This window comes from Achromobacter veterisilvae, from assembly GCF_037619525.1.
In the GTDB taxonomy this organism is placed as follows: Bacteria; Pseudomonadota; Gammaproteobacteria; order Burkholderiales; family Burkholderiaceae_B; genus Achromobacter; species Achromobacter veterisilvae.
Genome location: NZ_CP148753.1, coordinates 1,055,352 through 1,072,316 on the forward strand (window position 1 = coordinate 1,055,352; position 16,965 = coordinate 1,072,316).

At 69.1% G+C, this 16,965-nt stretch carries 16 protein-coding genes; 11 read left to right on the forward strand and 5 right to left on the reverse strand.

Annotated elements, in window-relative coordinates; genetic code table 11:
* Positions 1-202: 202 nt before the first annotated feature.
* The 9 genes from WHX56_RS04950 to WHX56_RS04990 are packed head-to-tail and all read left to right on the forward strand — an operon-like array spanning position 203 to position 8,420.
* Positions 203-1,231 carry an ABC transporter substrate-binding protein gene (locus tag WHX56_RS04950; RefSeq protein ID WP_287753876.1) on the forward strand — a complete coding sequence of 343 codons (1,029 nt, stop codon included), beginning with the start codon at positions 203-205 and terminating at the stop codon, positions 1,229-1,231.
* Positions 1,232-1,243: 12 nt separating this feature from the next.
* Positions 1,244-2,305 (forward strand): ABC transporter ATP-binding protein, encoded by a 1,062-nt coding sequence (locus tag WHX56_RS04955; protein WP_338880614.1) that lies wholly within the window; start codon positions 1,244-1,246, stop codon positions 2,303-2,305.
* On the forward strand, positions 2,302-3,168 hold the full coding sequence (locus WHX56_RS04960) for an ABC transporter permease (protein WP_338880615.1): 867 nt from the start codon (positions 2,302-2,304) through the stop codon (positions 3,166-3,168). The genes WHX56_RS04955 and WHX56_RS04960 overlap by 4 nt, the downstream gene beginning before the upstream one ends.
* 1 nt (position 3,169) lies before the next feature.
* Entirely contained in the window at positions 3,170-3,973 is an 804-nt protein-coding gene (locus tag WHX56_RS04965; protein ID WP_129241837.1) for an ABC transporter permease, read from the forward strand.
* A complete protein-coding gene (locus WHX56_RS04970) occupies positions 3,970-5,127 on the forward strand; it encodes an NAD(P)/FAD-dependent oxidoreductase (RefSeq protein WP_287753874.1) in 1,158 nt (385 codons plus the stop codon). The genes WHX56_RS04965 and WHX56_RS04970 overlap by 4 nt, the downstream gene beginning before the upstream one ends.
* Positions 5,111-5,419 carry a (2Fe-2S)-binding protein gene (locus tag WHX56_RS04975; RefSeq protein WP_338880616.1) on the forward strand — a complete coding sequence of 103 codons (309 nt, stop codon included), beginning with the start codon at positions 5,111-5,113 and terminating at the stop codon, positions 5,417-5,419. Before WHX56_RS04970 ends, WHX56_RS04975 begins: the two co-directional genes overlap by 17 nt.
* Positions 5,416-6,858 (forward strand): NAD(P)/FAD-dependent oxidoreductase, encoded by a 1,443-nt coding sequence (locus WHX56_RS04980; protein WP_129241839.1) that lies wholly within the window; start codon positions 5,416-5,418, stop codon positions 6,856-6,858. The genes WHX56_RS04975 and WHX56_RS04980 overlap by 4 nt, the downstream gene beginning before the upstream one ends.
* A gap of 15 nt (positions 6,859-6,873) precedes the next feature.
* The gene (locus WHX56_RS04985; RefSeq protein ID WP_338880617.1) at positions 6,874-8,037 is read left to right on the forward strand and encodes an FAD-dependent oxidoreductase; all 1,164 of its coding nucleotides are present in this window, start codon (positions 6,874-6,876) and stop codon (positions 8,035-8,037) included.
* Complete coding sequence (locus WHX56_RS04990; RefSeq protein WP_129241841.1) at positions 8,034-8,420, forward strand: RidA family protein; 387 nt, start codon at positions 8,034-8,036, stop codon at positions 8,418-8,420. The genes WHX56_RS04985 and WHX56_RS04990 overlap by 4 nt, the downstream gene beginning before the upstream one ends.
* Here WHX56_RS04990 and WHX56_RS04995 read toward each other — a convergent pair.
* The 5 genes from WHX56_RS04995 to WHX56_RS05015 form a co-directional block, all read right to left on the reverse strand.
* Entirely contained in the window at positions 8,395-9,675 is a 1,281-nt protein-coding gene (locus tag WHX56_RS04995) for an amidohydrolase family protein (RefSeq protein WP_338880618.1), read from the reverse strand. The genes WHX56_RS04990 and WHX56_RS04995 overlap by 26 nt on opposite strands.
* 141 nt (positions 9,676-9,816) lie before the next feature.
* Positions 9,817-10,767, reverse strand: coding sequence for an ABC transporter permease (locus WHX56_RS05000; protein ID WP_287753455.1), 951 nt, complete (start codon positions 10,765-10,767; stop codon positions 9,817-9,819).
* A 3-nt stretch (positions 10,768-10,770) separates the two neighbouring features.
* Entirely contained in the window at positions 10,771-11,844 is a 1,074-nt protein-coding gene (locus tag WHX56_RS05005; protein ID WP_338880619.1) for an ABC transporter permease, read from the reverse strand.
* Positions 11,845-11,881: 37 nt separating this feature from the next.
* Complete coding sequence (locus WHX56_RS05010; protein ID WP_338880620.1) at positions 11,882-13,411, reverse strand: ABC transporter ATP-binding protein; 1,530 nt, start codon at positions 13,409-13,411, stop codon at positions 11,882-11,884.
* Positions 13,408-14,436, reverse strand: coding sequence for a BMP family protein (locus tag WHX56_RS05015; protein WP_338880621.1), 1,029 nt, complete (start codon positions 14,434-14,436; stop codon positions 13,408-13,410). The genes WHX56_RS05010 and WHX56_RS05015 overlap by 4 nt, the downstream gene beginning before the upstream one ends.
* A gap of 422 nt (positions 14,437-14,858) precedes the next feature.
* Here WHX56_RS05015 and WHX56_RS05020 point away from each other — a divergent pair, with 422 nt between their 5' ends.
* Positions 14,859-15,788, forward strand: coding sequence for a DedA family protein/thiosulfate sulfurtransferase GlpE (locus tag WHX56_RS05020; RefSeq protein WP_287753449.1), 930 nt, complete (start codon positions 14,859-14,861; stop codon positions 15,786-15,788).
* 50 nt (positions 15,789-15,838) lie between these two features.
* The gene (panE, locus tag WHX56_RS05025; RefSeq protein WP_129241848.1) at positions 15,839-16,765 is read left to right on the forward strand and encodes a 2-dehydropantoate 2-reductase; all 927 of its coding nucleotides are present in this window, start codon (positions 15,839-15,841) and stop codon (positions 16,763-16,765) included.
* The last annotated feature ends 200 nt before the right edge of the window (positions 16,766-16,965 follow it).

Sequence of the window (16,965 nt, forward strand, 5' to 3'; positions counted from 1 at the left end):
ACCGACAGTAACCCATTGACAAGGACATGTTGCCGGATTCATTATTTGTCCGGACATTCATGTACGGACAAATTGTACGCGGACATGAAGTCCAGGAACGTGGGAAGAGGAATTTTTGTGCCGCGCCGATCGCCCGGCCATTCCCGCGGATCTGGCGGCATTCGGCAGTTCTTGCAGTTTCTTCCAATATTCGGGGGTTCTCATGGGCAAGGTACTCGCAGTGCTAGCGGCGGCAACGGTGGCCGCCGGACTCAGCGCCAATGCGGCGGCGCAGAAACTGGTGGTGGCCGGATACGGCGGCTCTTTCGAAGACATCATGCGCAAGGACATCTTCCCGCCCTTCGCCAAGCAGCACGGCGTCGAGCTGGACTATGTGGCCGGCAACTCCACCAACACGGTGGCGCGGCTGCAGGCGCAGAAAAGCAATCAGCAGATCGACGTGGCCATCATCGACGACGGCCCCATGTACCAGGCCATCGCGCTGGGCTTTTGCGAACCCATCAAGGGACTGCCGGCCGACGACATCTACGGCACGGCGCGCTACAAGGACGACAAGGCGGTGGCCATCGGCATCGTGGCGACCGGCATCATGTACAACAAGAAGGTCTTCGACGAAAAGAAGTGGGCGCCGCCCGCCTCGTGGAAGGACCTGAAGGATCCCAAGTACAAGAAGCAACTGGTGATCCCGCCGCTGAACAACACCTACGGCCTGCACGCGCTGGTGGAATACGCGCGCGAAGGCGGCGGCGGCGAAAAGAAGATCGATCCCGGCTTCGCCACCTTCAAGAACGAGGTCGGCCCGAACGTGCTGGTCTATGAACCCTCGCCGGGCAAGATGACGGAGCTGTTCTCCAGCGGCCAGGCGGTAATCTCGGTCTGGGGCAGCGGCCGCGTCAAGGCCTTCGCCGATACCGGATTCCCGGTGGGCTTCGTGTATCCGCAGGAAGGCGCCTACGCCCTGCTGTCGTCCGTCTGCCCGGTCGCCAAGTCCAATGCCAACCCGCTTGCCCAGGCCTTCGTGCAGTACCTGGTCTCTCCCGAGGTGCAGGAGAAGCTGGCGACCGCCTACGGCTACGGCCCGGTCAACAAGAAAGCCAAGGTCACCGACGATCCCCGCGTGCCGCTGCCTATCGGCAAGCGGGCCGCCGACCTGATCGTGATCGATTGGGACACGGTCAACCAGAATCGGGACGACTGGAACAAGCGCTGGACGCGGGAAATCGAGCGCTGAGGGCCGACATCCATGACCTACCTAGTGTTGAACCGCCTGAGCAAGCGCTACGGCGACACAGTCGCCGTGCAGGACTTGAGCCTGTCCGTGAACCGGGGCGAATTCATTTCGCTGCTGGGGCCGTCCGGCTGTGGCAAGACGACCACCCTGCAGATGATCGCGGGGTTTGTCGAGCCCACCGGCGGCAGCATCGTGCTGGACGGCAGGGACGTCAGCAAGGTGCCGGCCAACAAGCGCGGGCTGGGCATGGTGTTCCAGAACTACGCCCTGTTCCCGCACATGACCGCGGCCGAGAACGTGTCGTTCGGGCTGGAGATGCAGCGGGTCAGGAAGGACGAGCGCGAGGCGCGCGTGGCCGACGCGCTCAAGCTGGTGGGCCTGGAGCACCTGGCCGACCGCCATCCCGCGCGCATGTCCGGCGGCCAGCAGCAGCGCGTGGCGCTGGCGCGCGCGCTGGTCATCCGGCCCAGCGTGCTGCTGCTGGACGAACCGCTGTCCAACCTGGATGCCAAGCTGCGCGAGGAAATGCAACTGGAGCTGCGCAGCATCCAGCGCACGGTCGGCACCACCACCATCCTGGTGACGCACGACCAGTCCGAAGCGCTGGCGCTGTCGGACCGGATCGTGGTGATGAACCAGGGGCGCGTGGAACAGGTGGCCGAGCCCTTCCAGGCGTATGAAGGGCCGGCCAGCCAGTTCGTGGGCGGCTTCCTGGGCAAGGCCAACGTGTTCACGCCGCAGGCCGAACAGTACGGCGGCGAAACGCGCGCCCGCGTCGGCGAGGCGCACGTTTCGATGGAAGGGGCGCCCGTGCCGCTGGGCGCGGTGATCGTGCGCCCCGAAAAGATCCTGTTCTCCGAGCCGGCCGCCTGTGCCCTGCCCGGCCGCATGAAGACCCGCGTGTTCCAGGGCAACCACTGGCTGTGCCAGGTGGAAACCTCGGTGGGCGAAGTGATGGTGATCCGCCAGAACGACGGCGTGCCCGTGCCGGCCGAAGGCGAAACCGTGCACCTGCGCTGGCGCGCGCGGGACATGTGCGAGGTGGCTCCGGCGCCGCCAGGGCGGGCGCCATGAGCACGCGCGTCAATCCCTGGGTGCTGAGCACGCCGGCGCTGGCGGTATACGCCACTTTCCTGGTGGTGCCGATGGCGCTGGTGATCCTGATCAGCTTCTTCGATTTCCAGTTCTACGGCGGCATGCAGGCCACGTTCACATGGAAGAACTACGTCGAGATCCTGTCCGACGGCTACTACTACGAGATCTACGCCCGTACCTTCGGCGTCGCCGCCGCCGTGACGCTGGCCTGTCTGGTGCTGGGCACGGCGGAGGCCTACGTGCTGTCGCGCATGGCCAACCCCTGGAAGGGACTGTTCCTGATGGTGGTGCTGGGTCCGCTGCTGATTTCGGTCGTCGTCCGCACGCTGGGCTGGGCGCTGCTGTTCGGTTCCACCGGGCTGATCAACAAGGTCTTGATGGGCATCGGGCTCATCTCCACGCCGGTCGACCTGATGTACAGCAACCTGGGCGTGGCCATCGCGCTCACGCACGTGCTGGTGCCCTTCATGGTGATTTCGGTGTGGGCGTCGCTGCAGCGGATCAACCCGTCGACGGAAGCGGCGGCGCTGTCGCTGGGCGCGACGCAGTTCACCGTTATCTGGCGGGTCGTCATCCCGCAGGTCATGCCGGGCATCCTGTCGGGCGCGATCATGGTGTTCGCGATGGCGGCCAGTTCCTTCGCCACGCCGGCCATCATCGGCGGGCGCCGCCTGAAGAACGTGGCCACCGCCGCCTACGACGAATTCCTGAACACCTTGAACTGGCCGCTGGGCGCGGCGCTGGCGGTGGTGCTGCTGCTGGCGACGGTCGTGGTGCTGCTGTCGGCCAACCGGATCATCGAGCGCAAGTACGGCGCGGTCTTCAATCAGGCGGGAGGCTGACATGCAGTTCAAGAACGGCCCCATCGGCCTGCTGTTCCACACGCTTTTCATCCTCTTCATCCTGGCGCCCATCGTCATGGTCTGCGCGGTGGCGTTCACGTCGGAAGGCTTCATCTCGCTGCCTTCGGGCGGCCTGTCGCTGCGCTGGTTCCGCGCCATCCTGGACAACCCGCGCTTCGTCGAGGCCTTCTGGTTCAGCCTGGGCCTGGGCACGCTGTCGGCCAGCCTGGCGATTGTGCTGGCCGTTCCCAGCGCGCTGGCGCTGGCCCGCAACCGCTTCCGCGGCCGCGAGGCGCTGGTGGCCTTCTTCCTGTCGCCGCTGATGATTCCGCACGTGGTGCTGGGCCTGGCCTTCCTGAAGTTCTTCACGACGGTGGACCTGGCGGGCACGTATGTGGGCCTGGTGGTGGCGCACGTGATCCTGATCATGCCCTACGCGCTGCGGCTGGTGCTGGCCTCGGCCACGGGCATCGACCCCGCGCTGGAACGCGCCGCGCAGTCGCTGGGCGCGTCCAACTGGACGGCCTTCCGGCGCGTGGTGCTGCCGCTGCTGCTGCCCGGCGTCGTCAGCGGCTGGGTGATCGCGTTCATCACGAGCTTCGACGAACTGACCATGTCCATCTTCATCGCATCGCCCTCCACGACCACGCTGCCGGTGCGCATCTTCCTGCATATCGAGGACACGATCGACCCGCTGGTGACCGCCGTGTCGGCCGTGCTGATCTACGTGACGATCATCGCCATATTCATCCTGGACCGCGTGGTCGGCCTGGAAAAGTTGTTTGTAGGAAAGGGACGCCAATGACGGACGAGAGAGAACTGGCGCCGCGCGCGCCCGCGCATCGCGGGATATACGACGCGGCGGTGATAGGCGGGGGGCTGGTCGGGTCGGCCGTCGCCTACGGCCTGCGGCGCGAGCTGGACCACGTGGCCGTGCTGGACGAAGGCGACGTGGCCTACCGGGCCTCGCGCGGGAACTTCGGGCTGGTCTGGGTGCAGAGCAAGGGCATGGGCCTTCCGCGCTACGGCGTGTGGACCATGACCTCGGCATCGGGCTGGCCCCGGCTGGCCGCGCAGTTGCTGGAAGAAACCGGGGTGGACGTGCACCTGGAACAGCGCGGCGGCCTGCATGCGCTGCTGAGCGACGAAGAACTGGAGGCCCGCGTCAAATTCATGCAGACCCTGCTGGCGCAGCCGGGCATGGCGAAGTACGACTGGAAGCTGCTCGACCGCGCCGAGGTGGCCGACCTGGTGCCGGGGATCGGCCCGGACGTGCGCGGCGCGACCTGGACGCCGGTGGACGGCATCGCCAATCCGCTCAAGCTGCTGCGCGCGCTGCACACGAGTTTTGCACAGCGGGTTGTGGATTACCTGCCGCGTCGTCCGGCGCAGCGCGTCCGCCAGCGCGACGGCGTGTTCGAGATCGAAACGCCGGCCGGCACGGTGCGCGCGCACAAGATCGTGCTGGCCTCGGGGCTGTCGAACAAGGAGCTGGGCGCGCAGGTGGGCCTGGACGTGCCGGTGCGCCCGCAGCGCGGCCAGATCGTGGTGCTGGAACGCACGCGCCGCATGCTCGAAACGCCATTGTCCACCTTGCGCCAGACCGACGAAGGCACCTGGCTGATCGGCGATTCGCAGGAAGAGGCGGGCTACGCGGACAATCAGGTGGGCCTGCCCATCCTGGGCACGCTGGCCGACCGCGCCGTGCGCACCCTGCCCGCGCTGCGCGAGGTGCGCGTGGTGCGTAGCTGGGCGGCGCTGCGCGTGATGTCCAAGGACGGCTTTCCCATCTACCAGCAATCCGAAACGTGCCCGGGGGCCTTCGTCGCCACCTGTCATAGCGGCGTGACGCTGGCCGCCGCGCACGCGCTCAATCTGGCGCCCATGATCGCCGCCGGCTCGCTGGCCGGCGACATGGCGCCCTTCTCGACCCGGAGGTTCCATGTTCAAGAGGCTTGACGAGGCGCAACGCCAGGCGCAGGGCGCGCCGGTGCGCGTAACGGTCAACGGGACCGAGCTGTTGTGCCGCCAGGGCGACAGCGTGGCCGCGGCGCTGTTCGCCGGCGGCGTGCAGGCCTGTCGCGATACGGCGGTCAACGAAGTGCCCCGCGGACCCTATTGCATGATGGGCGTGTGCTACGACTGCCTGGTCACCATCGACGGCCAGGCGAACCAGCAGGGCTGCATGATGGCCGTGCGCGAGGGAATGAAGATCGAGCGCCAACTGGGCGCGCGCAAGGTGCAGGCATGATCGATACGACGCAATGCGATTTGCTGGTGGTGGGCGCGGGCCCGGCCGGACTGGCGGCGGCGACGCTGGCCGCGAAGCTGGGCGTGGACACGGTGCTGCTGGACGAGCAGCCGGCGCCGGGCGGCCAGATCTATCGCGCCATCACGACCACGCCCGTGACCGACCGCGCCATCCTGGGCGAAGATTACTGGCACGGCGCGTCGCTGGTGGCGCCCTTCCAGCAGTCCGGCGCGCGTTACGTGCCGGGCGCCACGGTGTGGGCGGTGGCCGAGCGCACCGCGCCGCAGCCTGAAAAGGGCTTCGAGGTGGCGTATTCCGTGGCGGGCGAGGCGCGCATCGTGCATGCGCGCCGGCTGCTGCTGGCCACCGGCGCCCAGGAACGCCCGTTTCCCATTCCGGGATGGACCCTGCCCGGCGTCATCACGGCCGGCGCCGCGCAGATTCTGCTGAAGTCGGCCGGCGTGGTGCCCGCCGACCGCACGGTGCTGGCGGGCAGCGGCCCGCTGCTGTACCTGGTGGCCTGGCAGTACCTGAACGCCGGGGTGAAGATCGACGCCCTGCTCGAGACCACGCCGCCCGGACGCATGGGCCAGGCGCTGCCCAAGATCTGGGGCTTCCTGCGCTCGCCATACCTGGGCAAAGGCCTGAAGCTGCTGCGCGCGGTCAAGGCCGCGGTGCCCATCACGCGCGGCGTGACGGCGCTGGAAGCCGTCGGCGACGGCAAGCTGCAAAGCGTGCGCTACACGGCTGGCGGCGTCACGAAGACGCTGCCCGCGGAGCAACTGATGCTGCACCAGGGCGTGGTGCCCAACGTGAACCTGTCGCGCGCCGTGGGCGCGGAGCACCGCTGGAACGAGGCGCTGGACTGTTGGGAGCCGCAGGTCGACGAATGGGGCCTGACCTCGGTGGATGGCATCGGGATGGCGGGCGACGGCGCGGGCATCGCGGGCGCGCTGGCGGCGGAACACCGGGGCCGACTGGCGGGCTTGCAGGCCGCCCATTTGCTGGGCCGCATCGACGCGGCCGCGCGCGACCGCGAGGCCGCCGCGCCGCGCGAGGCGCTGGCCCGGGCGGTGCGGGGGCGCGAGTTCTTCGACGCGCTCTACAAGGCGCCCGACGCCTTCCGGCGGCCCACCGGCGACACCATCGTGTGCCGTTGCGAGGAAGTCACCGCGGCGCAGGTGCGCGAGACGGTGAAGCTGGGATGCAGCGGGCCCAACCAGATGAAGGCCTTCCTGCGCTGCGGCATGGGACCGTGCCAGGGCCGCTTCTGCGGGCTGACGGTGTCCGAGCTCATCGCCGAGGAACGCGGCGTGCCGACACCGGAGGTGGGCTATTACCGCCTGCGGTTCCCGACCAAGCCGCTGACGCTGGGGGAGCTGGCATCGCTGCCGCAGACGGACGATTCGCGGCAGGCCGTCGTCCGGCTGAAAAAGTAGACCGAAGGAGTAGACATGACCGGTGCCACGCGGTCGGCGGAAGTCATCATCGTCGGCGGGGGGCTGCACGGCAGCTCGGCGGCGCTGCATCTGGCGCGCGCGGGGGTGCGGGCCCTGGTGATCGAGAAGAACTACGTGGGCCGGCACGCGTCGGGCGTGAACGCGGGCGGCGTGCGCACCCTGTCGCGGCATCTGGCCGAGGTGCCGCTGGCCCTGGCCTCGCGCGAACTCTGGTATCGCATTGGCGATCTGGTGGACGACGATTGCGGCTTCGAACAGCACGGGCAGGTGCGCGTCGCGGAGAACGCCGCGGACGCCGCGCTCCTGCGCGACCGCCTGCGGACCATGACCGGCCACGGCTATACCCACGAGCAGTGGATAAGTGCCGAAGACCTGCGGGACTTGATTCCGGCGCTGGCGCCGACCGTGCAGGGCGGGCTGATCGCGCGCGAGGACGCCGCGGCCGACCCCTACCGCACGACCCTGGCCTTCCGAATGAAGGCCGCCAGCCTGGGCGCTAGGTTCATGGAGGGAGTGCGCGTGCGTGAAGTGGCGCGCCGCGACGGCCAGTGGTGCGTGGAGACGGATGCGGGCGTGTACACCGCCCCGCAGGTGCTGAACTGCGCGGGCGCCTGGGCCGACCGCATCGCGGCGCAATGGGGCGAGCCGGTGCCGCTGACCGCCATCAGTCCCATGATGCTCGTGACGCTGCGCATGGACCATTTTCTGGACCCGGTGGTGCTGGGAACGGGCCGCGCCCTGTCGTTCAAGCAGCGCGCGAACGGCACGGTGCTGATCGGCGGCGGCCGGCGCGCCTGGGTGGACCGCGACGCGGAATGGACCGAGCTGGATTTCCGCTCGCTGGCCGAAGGCGCGCGCACGGTCTGCGACCTGTTCCCGCACATGCGGGATGCGGTCGTGAACCGGGGCTGGGCGGGCATCGAGGCGGCCATGCCGGACGAGATCCCCGTCATCGGCCGCAGCAGCCGCCACGAGACCGCGTTCCATGCCTTCGGGTTCTCGGCCCATGGCTTCGAACTGGGGCCTATCGTGGGCCGCATCATGGCCGACCTGATCACCGCCGGCGCGACGGATATGCCGATCGCGCCGTTCAGGATCGAACGTTTCACGGACGCCGCGCCGGGGTCCGATCCATCCGAAAAGGAGCAAGACGAATGACTGATATCGTGCGCAAGGATTCCAACCAGCGCCTGAGCCGCATCGTGATCCACGGCGATACGGTGTACGTGGCGGGAGTGACGTCGTCGGCGGCCGGAGGCATCGTCGGGCAGACCCGCGACGCGCTGGCGAAGATAGACGGTTATCTGGCGCAGGCGGGCACGGACAAGTCGCGCCTGCTGTCCGTGCAGATCTGGCTGAAGGACATCGACCGCGATTTCGCCGGTATGAACGCGGTGTGGGCCGAGTGGGCGCTGCCGCAGGCGATGCCCACCCGCGCCACCTGCGAGGCCAGGCTGGCCGCGCCGGAGCTGCTGGTGGAGATCATCGTGACGGCGGCGCGGCGCCCTGGCGCCGTCAGCGGGCCGGTGTCTGAAAGCTGACCTGGCCGGGACGTCCGGGCAGGTTCAGGGTGGCGGTGGCGGGCGGCGTGGTGGCGATCACGTTGCCGCCGCGCATCACCATCAGGCGGGTGGCGCGCAGGCGCAGCGCTTCGACGGGATCGCGCGCCTGCAGCAGCACCAGGTCGGCGCGCTTGCCGACCGCCAGCCCGGTTTCGTCCAGCCCCAGGATCTGCGCGGGCGTGGCGGTCACCGCAGCGAAACAGGCGCGCATGGCGTCCTGGCCCGTCATCTGGGCGACGTGCAGGCCCATGTGCGCCACTTCCAGCATGTCGCCCGACCCCAGGCTGTACCACGGGTCCATCACGCAATCGTGGCCGAAGGCCACCGGCACGCCGGCCGCCAGCAGTTCAGGCACGCGCGTCATGCCGCGGCGCTTCGGATAGGTGTCGTGCCGGCCCTGCAGCGTGATGTTGATGAGCGGATTGGCGATGGCGGCCACGCCGGCCTCGCGTATCAGCGGAATCAGCTTGGACACGTAATAGTTGTCCATGGAGTGCATGGACGTCAGGTGCGAGCCCGTGACGCGGCCGTGCAGGCCCAGGCGCTGCGTGTGGCAGGCCAGCGTCTCGATGTGGCGCGACAGCGGATCGTCGCTTTCGTCGCAGTGCATGTCCACGCGCAGGCCGCGTTCGGCGGCCAGTTCGCACAGGATGCGCACGGATTCGGCGCCGTCCTGCATGGTGCGTTCAAAGTGCGGAATGCCGCCCACCACGTCCACGCCCATGTCCAGCGCCCGCTTCAGGTTGTCCAGCGCGCCCGGCGCGCGCAGCACGCCGTCCTGCGGGAAGGCCACCAGTTGCAGGTCCAGATAGGGTTTGACCTTCTCGCGCACGTGCAGCAGCGCTTCGGTCGCCAACAGGCGCGGGTCGCACACGTCGACGTGCGAGCGGATGGCCAGCAGGCCGCGTGCCACCGCCCAGTCGCAGTACGCCAGCGCGCGTTCCACCAGCGCTTCCTGGGTCAAGAGCGGCTTCAGCTCGCCCCACAGCGCGATGCCTTCCAGCAAGGTGCCGGACTGGTTCACGCGCGGCAGTCCGAAGGACAGCGTGGAATCCATGTGGAAGTGCGCGTCCACGAAGGGCGGCGACACCAGTTGCCCCGCGGCATCGATGGTCTGGCCGGCCTCGGCCTTCAGCGCCGGCTCCAAGGCCACGATGCGGCCATTGGCGACGCCGATGTCGATGTCCTGGCGGCCGTCCGGCAGCGCGCAGTGTCTAAGAATCAGATCGAGCATGGGGTTCCCTGCGGGAGGTTTCAGTTGTTCATGGTACTGCGCAAGAAGCAGGCACCCCCCCAATCGGGGTCGCACGGAGCCGGCTCCGCCGGTCCGTAGCGACGCCCCTGGGGGAAGCGCGCAGCGCTTCGGGGGGGGCCTCTACCTTTCGCCCTTGCGGTACGGCTTCATCAGGGCCTGCGGGTAGGCGGCGCGGCGCGCCATCATCACCAAGGCCAGGATGGACAGGATGTACGGCAGCATCAAGTAGACCTGATAGGGCAGCTCCGGCAACCCCGGAAGCGCCGCCCCGCCCTGCTGCATGCGCAGTTGCAGTGCGTCGAAGAAGGCGAAGATCAGCGCGCCCAGTAAAGCCTTGCCGGGGCGCCACGAGGCGAACACCACCAGCGCCACGCAGACCCAGCCGCGGCCGTTGACCATGTTGAAGAAAAAGGCGTTGAACGCCGCCAGGGTCAGGAAGCTGCCGGCCACGCCCATCAGCGCCGAGCCGGCCACGATGGCGCCCATGCGCAGGCGCGTCACTGACAGGCCCTGGCCCTCGGCGGCGGCGGGGTTTTCGCCCACCATGCGGATCGCCAGGCCGACCGGCGTGCGGTTCAGCACCCAGGCGAGTATCGGCACTGCGGCCAGGGCGATCAGCGTCATGGGCGTCTGCCCCGCCAGCACCGGCCCGATGAGCGGGATGCCGGCGAGGAACTTCATTTCGGCGAACGGCACGATGGTGGGCGGCGTGTCCACGCTGGGGAAGGTGACGCGATAGGCGAAGTAGCTCAGGCTGGTGGCGAGCAATGTCACGCCCAGCCCGGACACGTGCTGCGACAGGCCCAGCGGCACGGTCAGCACCGCGTGCAGCAGGCCGAACACGGCGCCGGCCAGCGCCGCGGCCAGCACGCCCACGTAGAGCGGCGCGCCCAGGTACACCACCAGCCAGCCGGTGAAGGCGCCGGCCACCATGATGCCTTCGATGCCCAGGTTCAGGACGCCGGCGCGCTCGCACAGCAGCACGCCCAGCGTGCCCAGTATCAGCGGCGTGGCCAGGCGCAGCACGGCGACCCAGAAGGCCGGGGAACTCATCAGATCCATCCATTCCATGATTCAGCCCCGGTTGTGGCGCAAGCGGTACTGCGCGAATAGCGTCGCGACCAGCATGGCGAGCAGCGAGGTGGCGACGATGACGTCGGCGATGTAGTTGGGGACGGCGATGGCGCGGCTCATGCTGTCCGCGCCCACCAGCATGCCGGCCACGAAGAGGCTGGCCAGGATCACGCCCAGCGGGTGCAGCCCGGCCAGCATGGCCACCACCACGCCCGTGTAGCCGTAGCCCGGCGACATGTCCAGGGTGACGTAGCCGGTCCGGCCCGCCACCTCGATCGCGCCCGCCAGGCCGGCCAGCGCGCCGGAAAGCATGGCGGTGCCCAACATGACGCGGTTCACGGGGAGCCCCAGGAAGCGCGAGGCGTGGGTGTTGGCGCCCACGGCGCGCATCTGGAAGCCGAACACCGTGTAGCGGTTCAGCAGCCACAAGCCCAGCGCCAGGCCGGCGGCCCACAGCAGGCCGGTGTGGGCGCGCGTGCGTTCGATCAGCTTGCCCAGTTCCAGGTCGCCGTTGAGCGCCACGGATTGCGGCCAGCCCATGGCCATCGGATCCTTCATCGGGCCGTCGAGCATCATGGACACGAACAGCAGCACGATGAAGTTGCCCAGCAGGGTCGTGACCACTTCGTCCACGCCCAGGCGGGTCTTCAGCAGCGCGGGGATGAGCAGCAGCAAGGCGCCCGCCAGCGCGGCCGCCAGCATCATGCCCGCGAACAGCGCGGGCACCGGCAGGTCGAAGCCGGTGCCGTCGTGCAGCCCGCCCACGGCGACCGCCGCCAGCGCGCCCAGGTACAGTTGGCCTTCGGCGCCGATGTTGTAGAAGCGGGCGCGGAACGCCACGGCGCAGGCCAGTCCCGTCAGCATCAGCGGAGTGGCGCGCGTGAGCGTTTCCGACAGGGCGAAGCGCGAGCCGAACGCGCCCTCGAACAGCAGCGCGTAGGTGCGGCCCACGGGCGCGCCGGCCCAGGCCACCAGTACGGTGCAGACCGCCAGCGTGAAGAGGATGGCCGCGATGGGGGCCAGGGCCAGCGCCAGCCGGCTGGGCTCGGGGCGGCGTTCCAGGATCAGTTTCATGCGAACAATGCTCGATAGAAGGGGATGCGGCGGTCCATCAGGCGCGGGTGCCCGTCATGGCCAGGCCCACCGTGGCGGGCGTCCAGTCGGCCACCGGCTTGACGGCGACCAGCTTGCCGCCGCACAGCACGGCGATGCGGTCGGCCAGCGCGAAGATCTCTTCCAGGTCCTCGGACACCAGCAGCACGCCGGCGCCGCGCTTGCGCGCGGCCAGCAACTGCTCGCGCACATAGGCCACCGCGCCGATGTCCAGGCCCCAGGTGGGCTGGTCGGCCACGATGAAGCGCGGTTCGCGCGCCAGCGTGCGGCCCAGGATCAGCTTCTGCATATTGCCGCCGGACAGGCTGCGCGTGCGCACGTCCAGCGAGGCGGCGCGCACGTCGAACTGCCGGGCCAGCGATGCCGCGTAGGCCTTGCCCGCGCGCGCGCGGATCAGGCCGTAGCGCGCGAAGCGCTTGTCCTTCAGGTCCTCGACGATGGCGTTTTCCCACAAGGGGCTGTCGCCGATCATGCCTTCGCCGTGGCGGTCCTCCGGAATGCGGCCGACGCGGGCGGCCGTCCAGCCAGCCGGCGTCGTGGGCGCGGCCGCGTGCTCGGGGCCCAGGCGTATCGTGCCCTCGGACGGCTGGCGCAGCCCGGTCAGCACCGACACCAGCGCCTGCTGGCCGTTGCCGGCCACGCCGGCGATGGCGACGATTTCGTGTTTGTGCACCGTCAGGTCCAGGCCGTCCAGGCGCAGCGCGCCGTCGCGGCCGTCGCGCACACAGACCTGGGACAGGGTCACCACGGGCGCGGCCTGCTCGGCCGCCGCCACGGCCTCGGCGTGCGGCATGACGACCTTGCGGCCCACCATCAGCTTCGCCAGTTCGGCGGGGCTGGTGCCGGCGGTGTCGCGTTCGGCCACCAGCTTGCCCTGGCGCAGTACCGCCACGCGGCGCGACACGGCCATCACCTCGTCCAGCTTGTGCGAAATGAAGATGACGGCCAGCCCTTCGTCGACGAAGCCGCGCAGGGTGGCGAACAGATCCTGCACCTCCTGCGGCGTGAGCACGGCCGTGGGTTCGTCCAGGATCAGCACGCGGGCGCCGCGGTACAGCGCCTTCAGGATCTCGACGCGCTGCTTCTCGCCGACCGACAGCGCGCCGACGCGCGCGTCCGGATCCACGCCCAGGCCGAAGCGCTGGCCCAGCTCCACCAGGCGCTTGCGCGCCTTGCCGCGGCCCGACGCCAGTTTCCACAGGGATTCCGTGCCGACCATGATGTTGTCCAGCACGGTCAGGTTGTCGGCCAGCGTGAAGTGCTGGTGCACCATGCCGACCCCGGCCGCCAGCGCGGCGTCGGGCCGGCCGGCGGGCAGGGGCTGGCCGAAGACCTCGATGCCGCCGGCGTCGGCCACATAGTGGCCGAACAGGATCGACACCAGGGTCGATTTACCGGCGCCGTTCTCGCCCAGCAAGGCCAGCACTTCGCCCTGGGCGAGCGTCAGCGATATGTCGTCGTTGGCCGTCAGGCTGCCGAAGCGCTTGGTGATCCCCGTCAGTCGCAGGGCGAGAGGCGCTGGTTTCATCGTGCCGAGGACTTGGGTTCTTTGTCGACGACCTTCACGCTGAAGCTGCCGTCCAGGATGGCTTTCTGCCTGGCTTCCACCTTGGCCACCAGGTCGGCGGGAATCTTGGCCGCGAACGTGCCCAGCGGCGCCAGCGACGAGCCCTGGTGCTTCATCAGCGAATACTGGCCGTAGTCGTCGGCCTTGAAGGTGCCCGCCTTGACCTGCTTGAGCGCTTCGTCGATCGTGGGTTCCATGCTCCACAGGGCCGAGGCGACCACGGTCTCGGGGTATTGCGGCTGCGTGTCGATCACGTTGCCGATGGCCAGCTTGCCGCGCTCCTTGGCGGCGTCCGACACGCCAAAGCGCTCGGCGTAGAGCACGTCCGCGCCCTTGTCGATCATGGCGAAGGCGGCTTCCTTGGCCTTCGGGGGATCGAACCAGGACCCGATGAAGGTCACGGTGAACTCGGCCTGCGGGTTCACTTCCTTGGCGCCTTCGATGAAGGCCTGCATCAGGCGGTTCACTTCGGGGATGGGGTAGCCGCCCACCAGGCCGATCTTGCCGGTCTTGCTCATGCCGGCGGCGATCATGCCGGTCAGGTAGGCGGGTTCCTGGATGTAGTTGTCGAACACCGAGAAGTTGGGCTGCTGCGGCTTGCCGGAGGAACCCATCAGGAAGGCGGTCTGCGGATAGTCCTTGGCCACCTTGCGGGCGGCGGCTTCCACCGCGAAGGCCTCGCCCACCACCAGCTTGTTGCCCTGCTCGGCATACTGGCGCATGACGCGCTCGTAGTCGGCGTTGGTGACGTTTTCCGAGAACGTGTAGTCGATCTCGCCGCGGTCGCGGGCGGCCGTCAGCGCCTTGTGGATGCGCGATACCCATTGTTGCTCGACCGGCACCGTGTAGATGGCGGCGACCTTGGTCTTGGCGGGCGCCTGGGCTTGGGCGGCGCCGGTGAACAGCAGCGCGCCGGCGGCGACCGCCGCCAGCTTGAGCAGGCCGCGGCGGGCGATGGCGCCGGACAGGGGGAACAGGGCTTTCATGCGGGTGACTCCTACGCGGGAAGGAAGGGGATCGGGAGTATGGCGGGACGCGCCGCAGAATGGCGGCCGCCGGCGGGCAGGCCGGGGCGAGCGGACGGAAGCGAGGGCGCGGGATCGGTCATTGGACGGGAAGCGCAAGGCAGGCGCGTCCCATCCGAAGGGGCGAGTTCGCGGCCAGTCCGAGCGAAGCAAGTTGTATGCCATGGGGCATTCCCGCGACAAGTCGGGGAAACCTGATGGCCGGGCAGGATTATAGGCACCCTGGCGGGGAAGCGCGGCACCGATGTGGTGCGCGCCGTTCCAGAAGGCGGACGATGCTCGCCCGGAACGGGCCGTTGCGGCGCCGGAGGCGATCCGGCGCGGGCCCGCGAGCCTAAAATCCGGGAATGAGCCGCGCGCGGCGCGGCGAGCTGGAAGACCCCATGCAAGATATTCAACTGCTGCTCGAACAGTACGGCGGGTGGCTGGTGTTCGCCAATGTGCTGGTCGAGCAGGCCGGCCTGCCGGTGCCCGCTTATCCCATGCTGATCGCCGCCGGCGCCCTGGCCGGCGCGGGCGGCTGGGCCGTGCCCTGGCTGGCGGCCACCGCCGCCTGCCTGCTGGCCGACACCCTGTGGTACCTGGCCGGCCGGCGCTACGGCTCGCGCCTCCTGGGCGTGATCTGCAAGATGTCGCTGTCGCAGGATTCCTGCATCCGGCAGACGCAGCGCCTGTATTTGCGCATCGGCGTGCGGGCGCTGCTGGTGTGCAAGTTCCTGCCGGGCGCGGGGGCCTTGTCCACCGTGATGGCGGGCCTGACGGGCACGGCGTACCGCCGCTTCCTGCTCTACGACCTGGCGGGCTCCCTGTTCTGGGTCGGTTCGGCCCTGCTGCTGGGGGGCCTGTTCCACAACGTCGTGAACGACGTCCTGGAGATCCTGGGTACCTACGGCGCGATGGGCCTGGGCGTGCTGGCGGCGGTGCTGGCGCTGTACATCCTGGCGCGCTTCCTGCGGCGCAGGATCCTGCTGCGCAGCCTGCGCGTCATTCCCCGCCTGTCGGTGGACGAACTGATGCAATGGCGGCAGGACGGACGCAATACGCTCGTCTTCGATGTGCGCCCGCAGGCGCTGCGCGACGAGCAGCGGATCCCGGGCGCGATCGCCGTGGACCTGAAGGCGCCCTTGCCCGAACTGGGCGCGAATGCGCTGGAGTCCGACATCGTCGTCTATTGCGCCTGCCCCAACGAGGTATCGGCCGCGCTGCTGGCCTCGCGGCTGCGCGCCGCCGGCTATCCCAACACCTGGGCCCTGCGCGGCGGTTACGAAGCCTGGGCCGAGCGCAAGCGCCCGGCGCCCGGGCAAGGCGCATAATTCCGCCATCGGCCCGCGGCATCGGCGGGCGGCCATGACAGGAGAGAGACATGCGGTTGTTGTTCTTGGGCGCCGGCGGCACCGGCGGGTATTTCGGAGGGCGCGCCGCCCAGGCGGGCGCGGACGTGACGTTCCTGGTGCGCGAACCGCGCGCCGCGCGGATCCGCGAGCACGGCCTGCGCATCCAGAGCCCGCTGGGCGACGTCACGCTGCATCCCCAACTGGCCACGCAGGATACCCTGCAGGGCAGCTACGACGTGGTGGTGCTCAGTTGCAAGGCCTATGACCTGTCCAGCGCCATCGAGGCGATCCGGCCCGCCGTCGGGCCGGACACGGCCGTGCTGCCCATCATGAACGGCGTGCTGCAATACGACGTGCTGGACCGCGAATTCGAGCCCCATCGCGTGCTGGGCGGCCTCTGCCAGATCAACGCGACGCTCGGGCCCGAGGGCGAGGTGGTGCACCTGGGCAAGTACGCCAGCATCGTCTTCGGCGAGCGCGCGGGCCCGGCCCGCAGCGCGCGCTGCGAGGCCCTGGAGCAGGCGCTGGCCGGGGGCGAGTACACCAGCCGCCTCAGCGGCGAGATCTACCAGGACATCTGGGAAAAGTACGTGTTTCTGACGACGCTGGCGGCCGGCACCTGCATGATGCGCGGCTCCGTCGGGCAGATCGCGTCCACCGACGACGGCGCGGACGTCCTGAGCATGCTGCTGCAGGAATCCCAGGCCGTGGCGGCCGCGTCCGGCCATGCGGTCCGGCCCGAGGCCGACGCGTCCGCGCGCAAGATCCTGGCCGACCCGTCCCAGTCCATGACGGCCTCGATGTTCCGGGATCTGCGCCAGGGGCTGCCGGTCGAGGCGGACCACATCGTCGGCGACATGGTCCGCCGCGCCCGCACGCTGGGCGTGGACGCGACCTACCTGCGCGCCGCCTACGCCCATCTGCAGGTCTATCAGGCGCAGCGCGCCGCCGGCTGAGCGCCCGCCGGTCCGCGGCCCCTGTTCAAGCGGGGCCGCGGGGTGCACACTGGCATGGCGGTCCGGGCCGTTCGATTCGCCTTCTTGGCCTCATCCGATCCCATGGGATTGGTGCATGAAATGCAAAAAACTCTTCCGCTTTTGCGGGTTTTTTGATCGGATTCGACCGAATAGTATGGCTTTGCCTGAGCCGGACGACC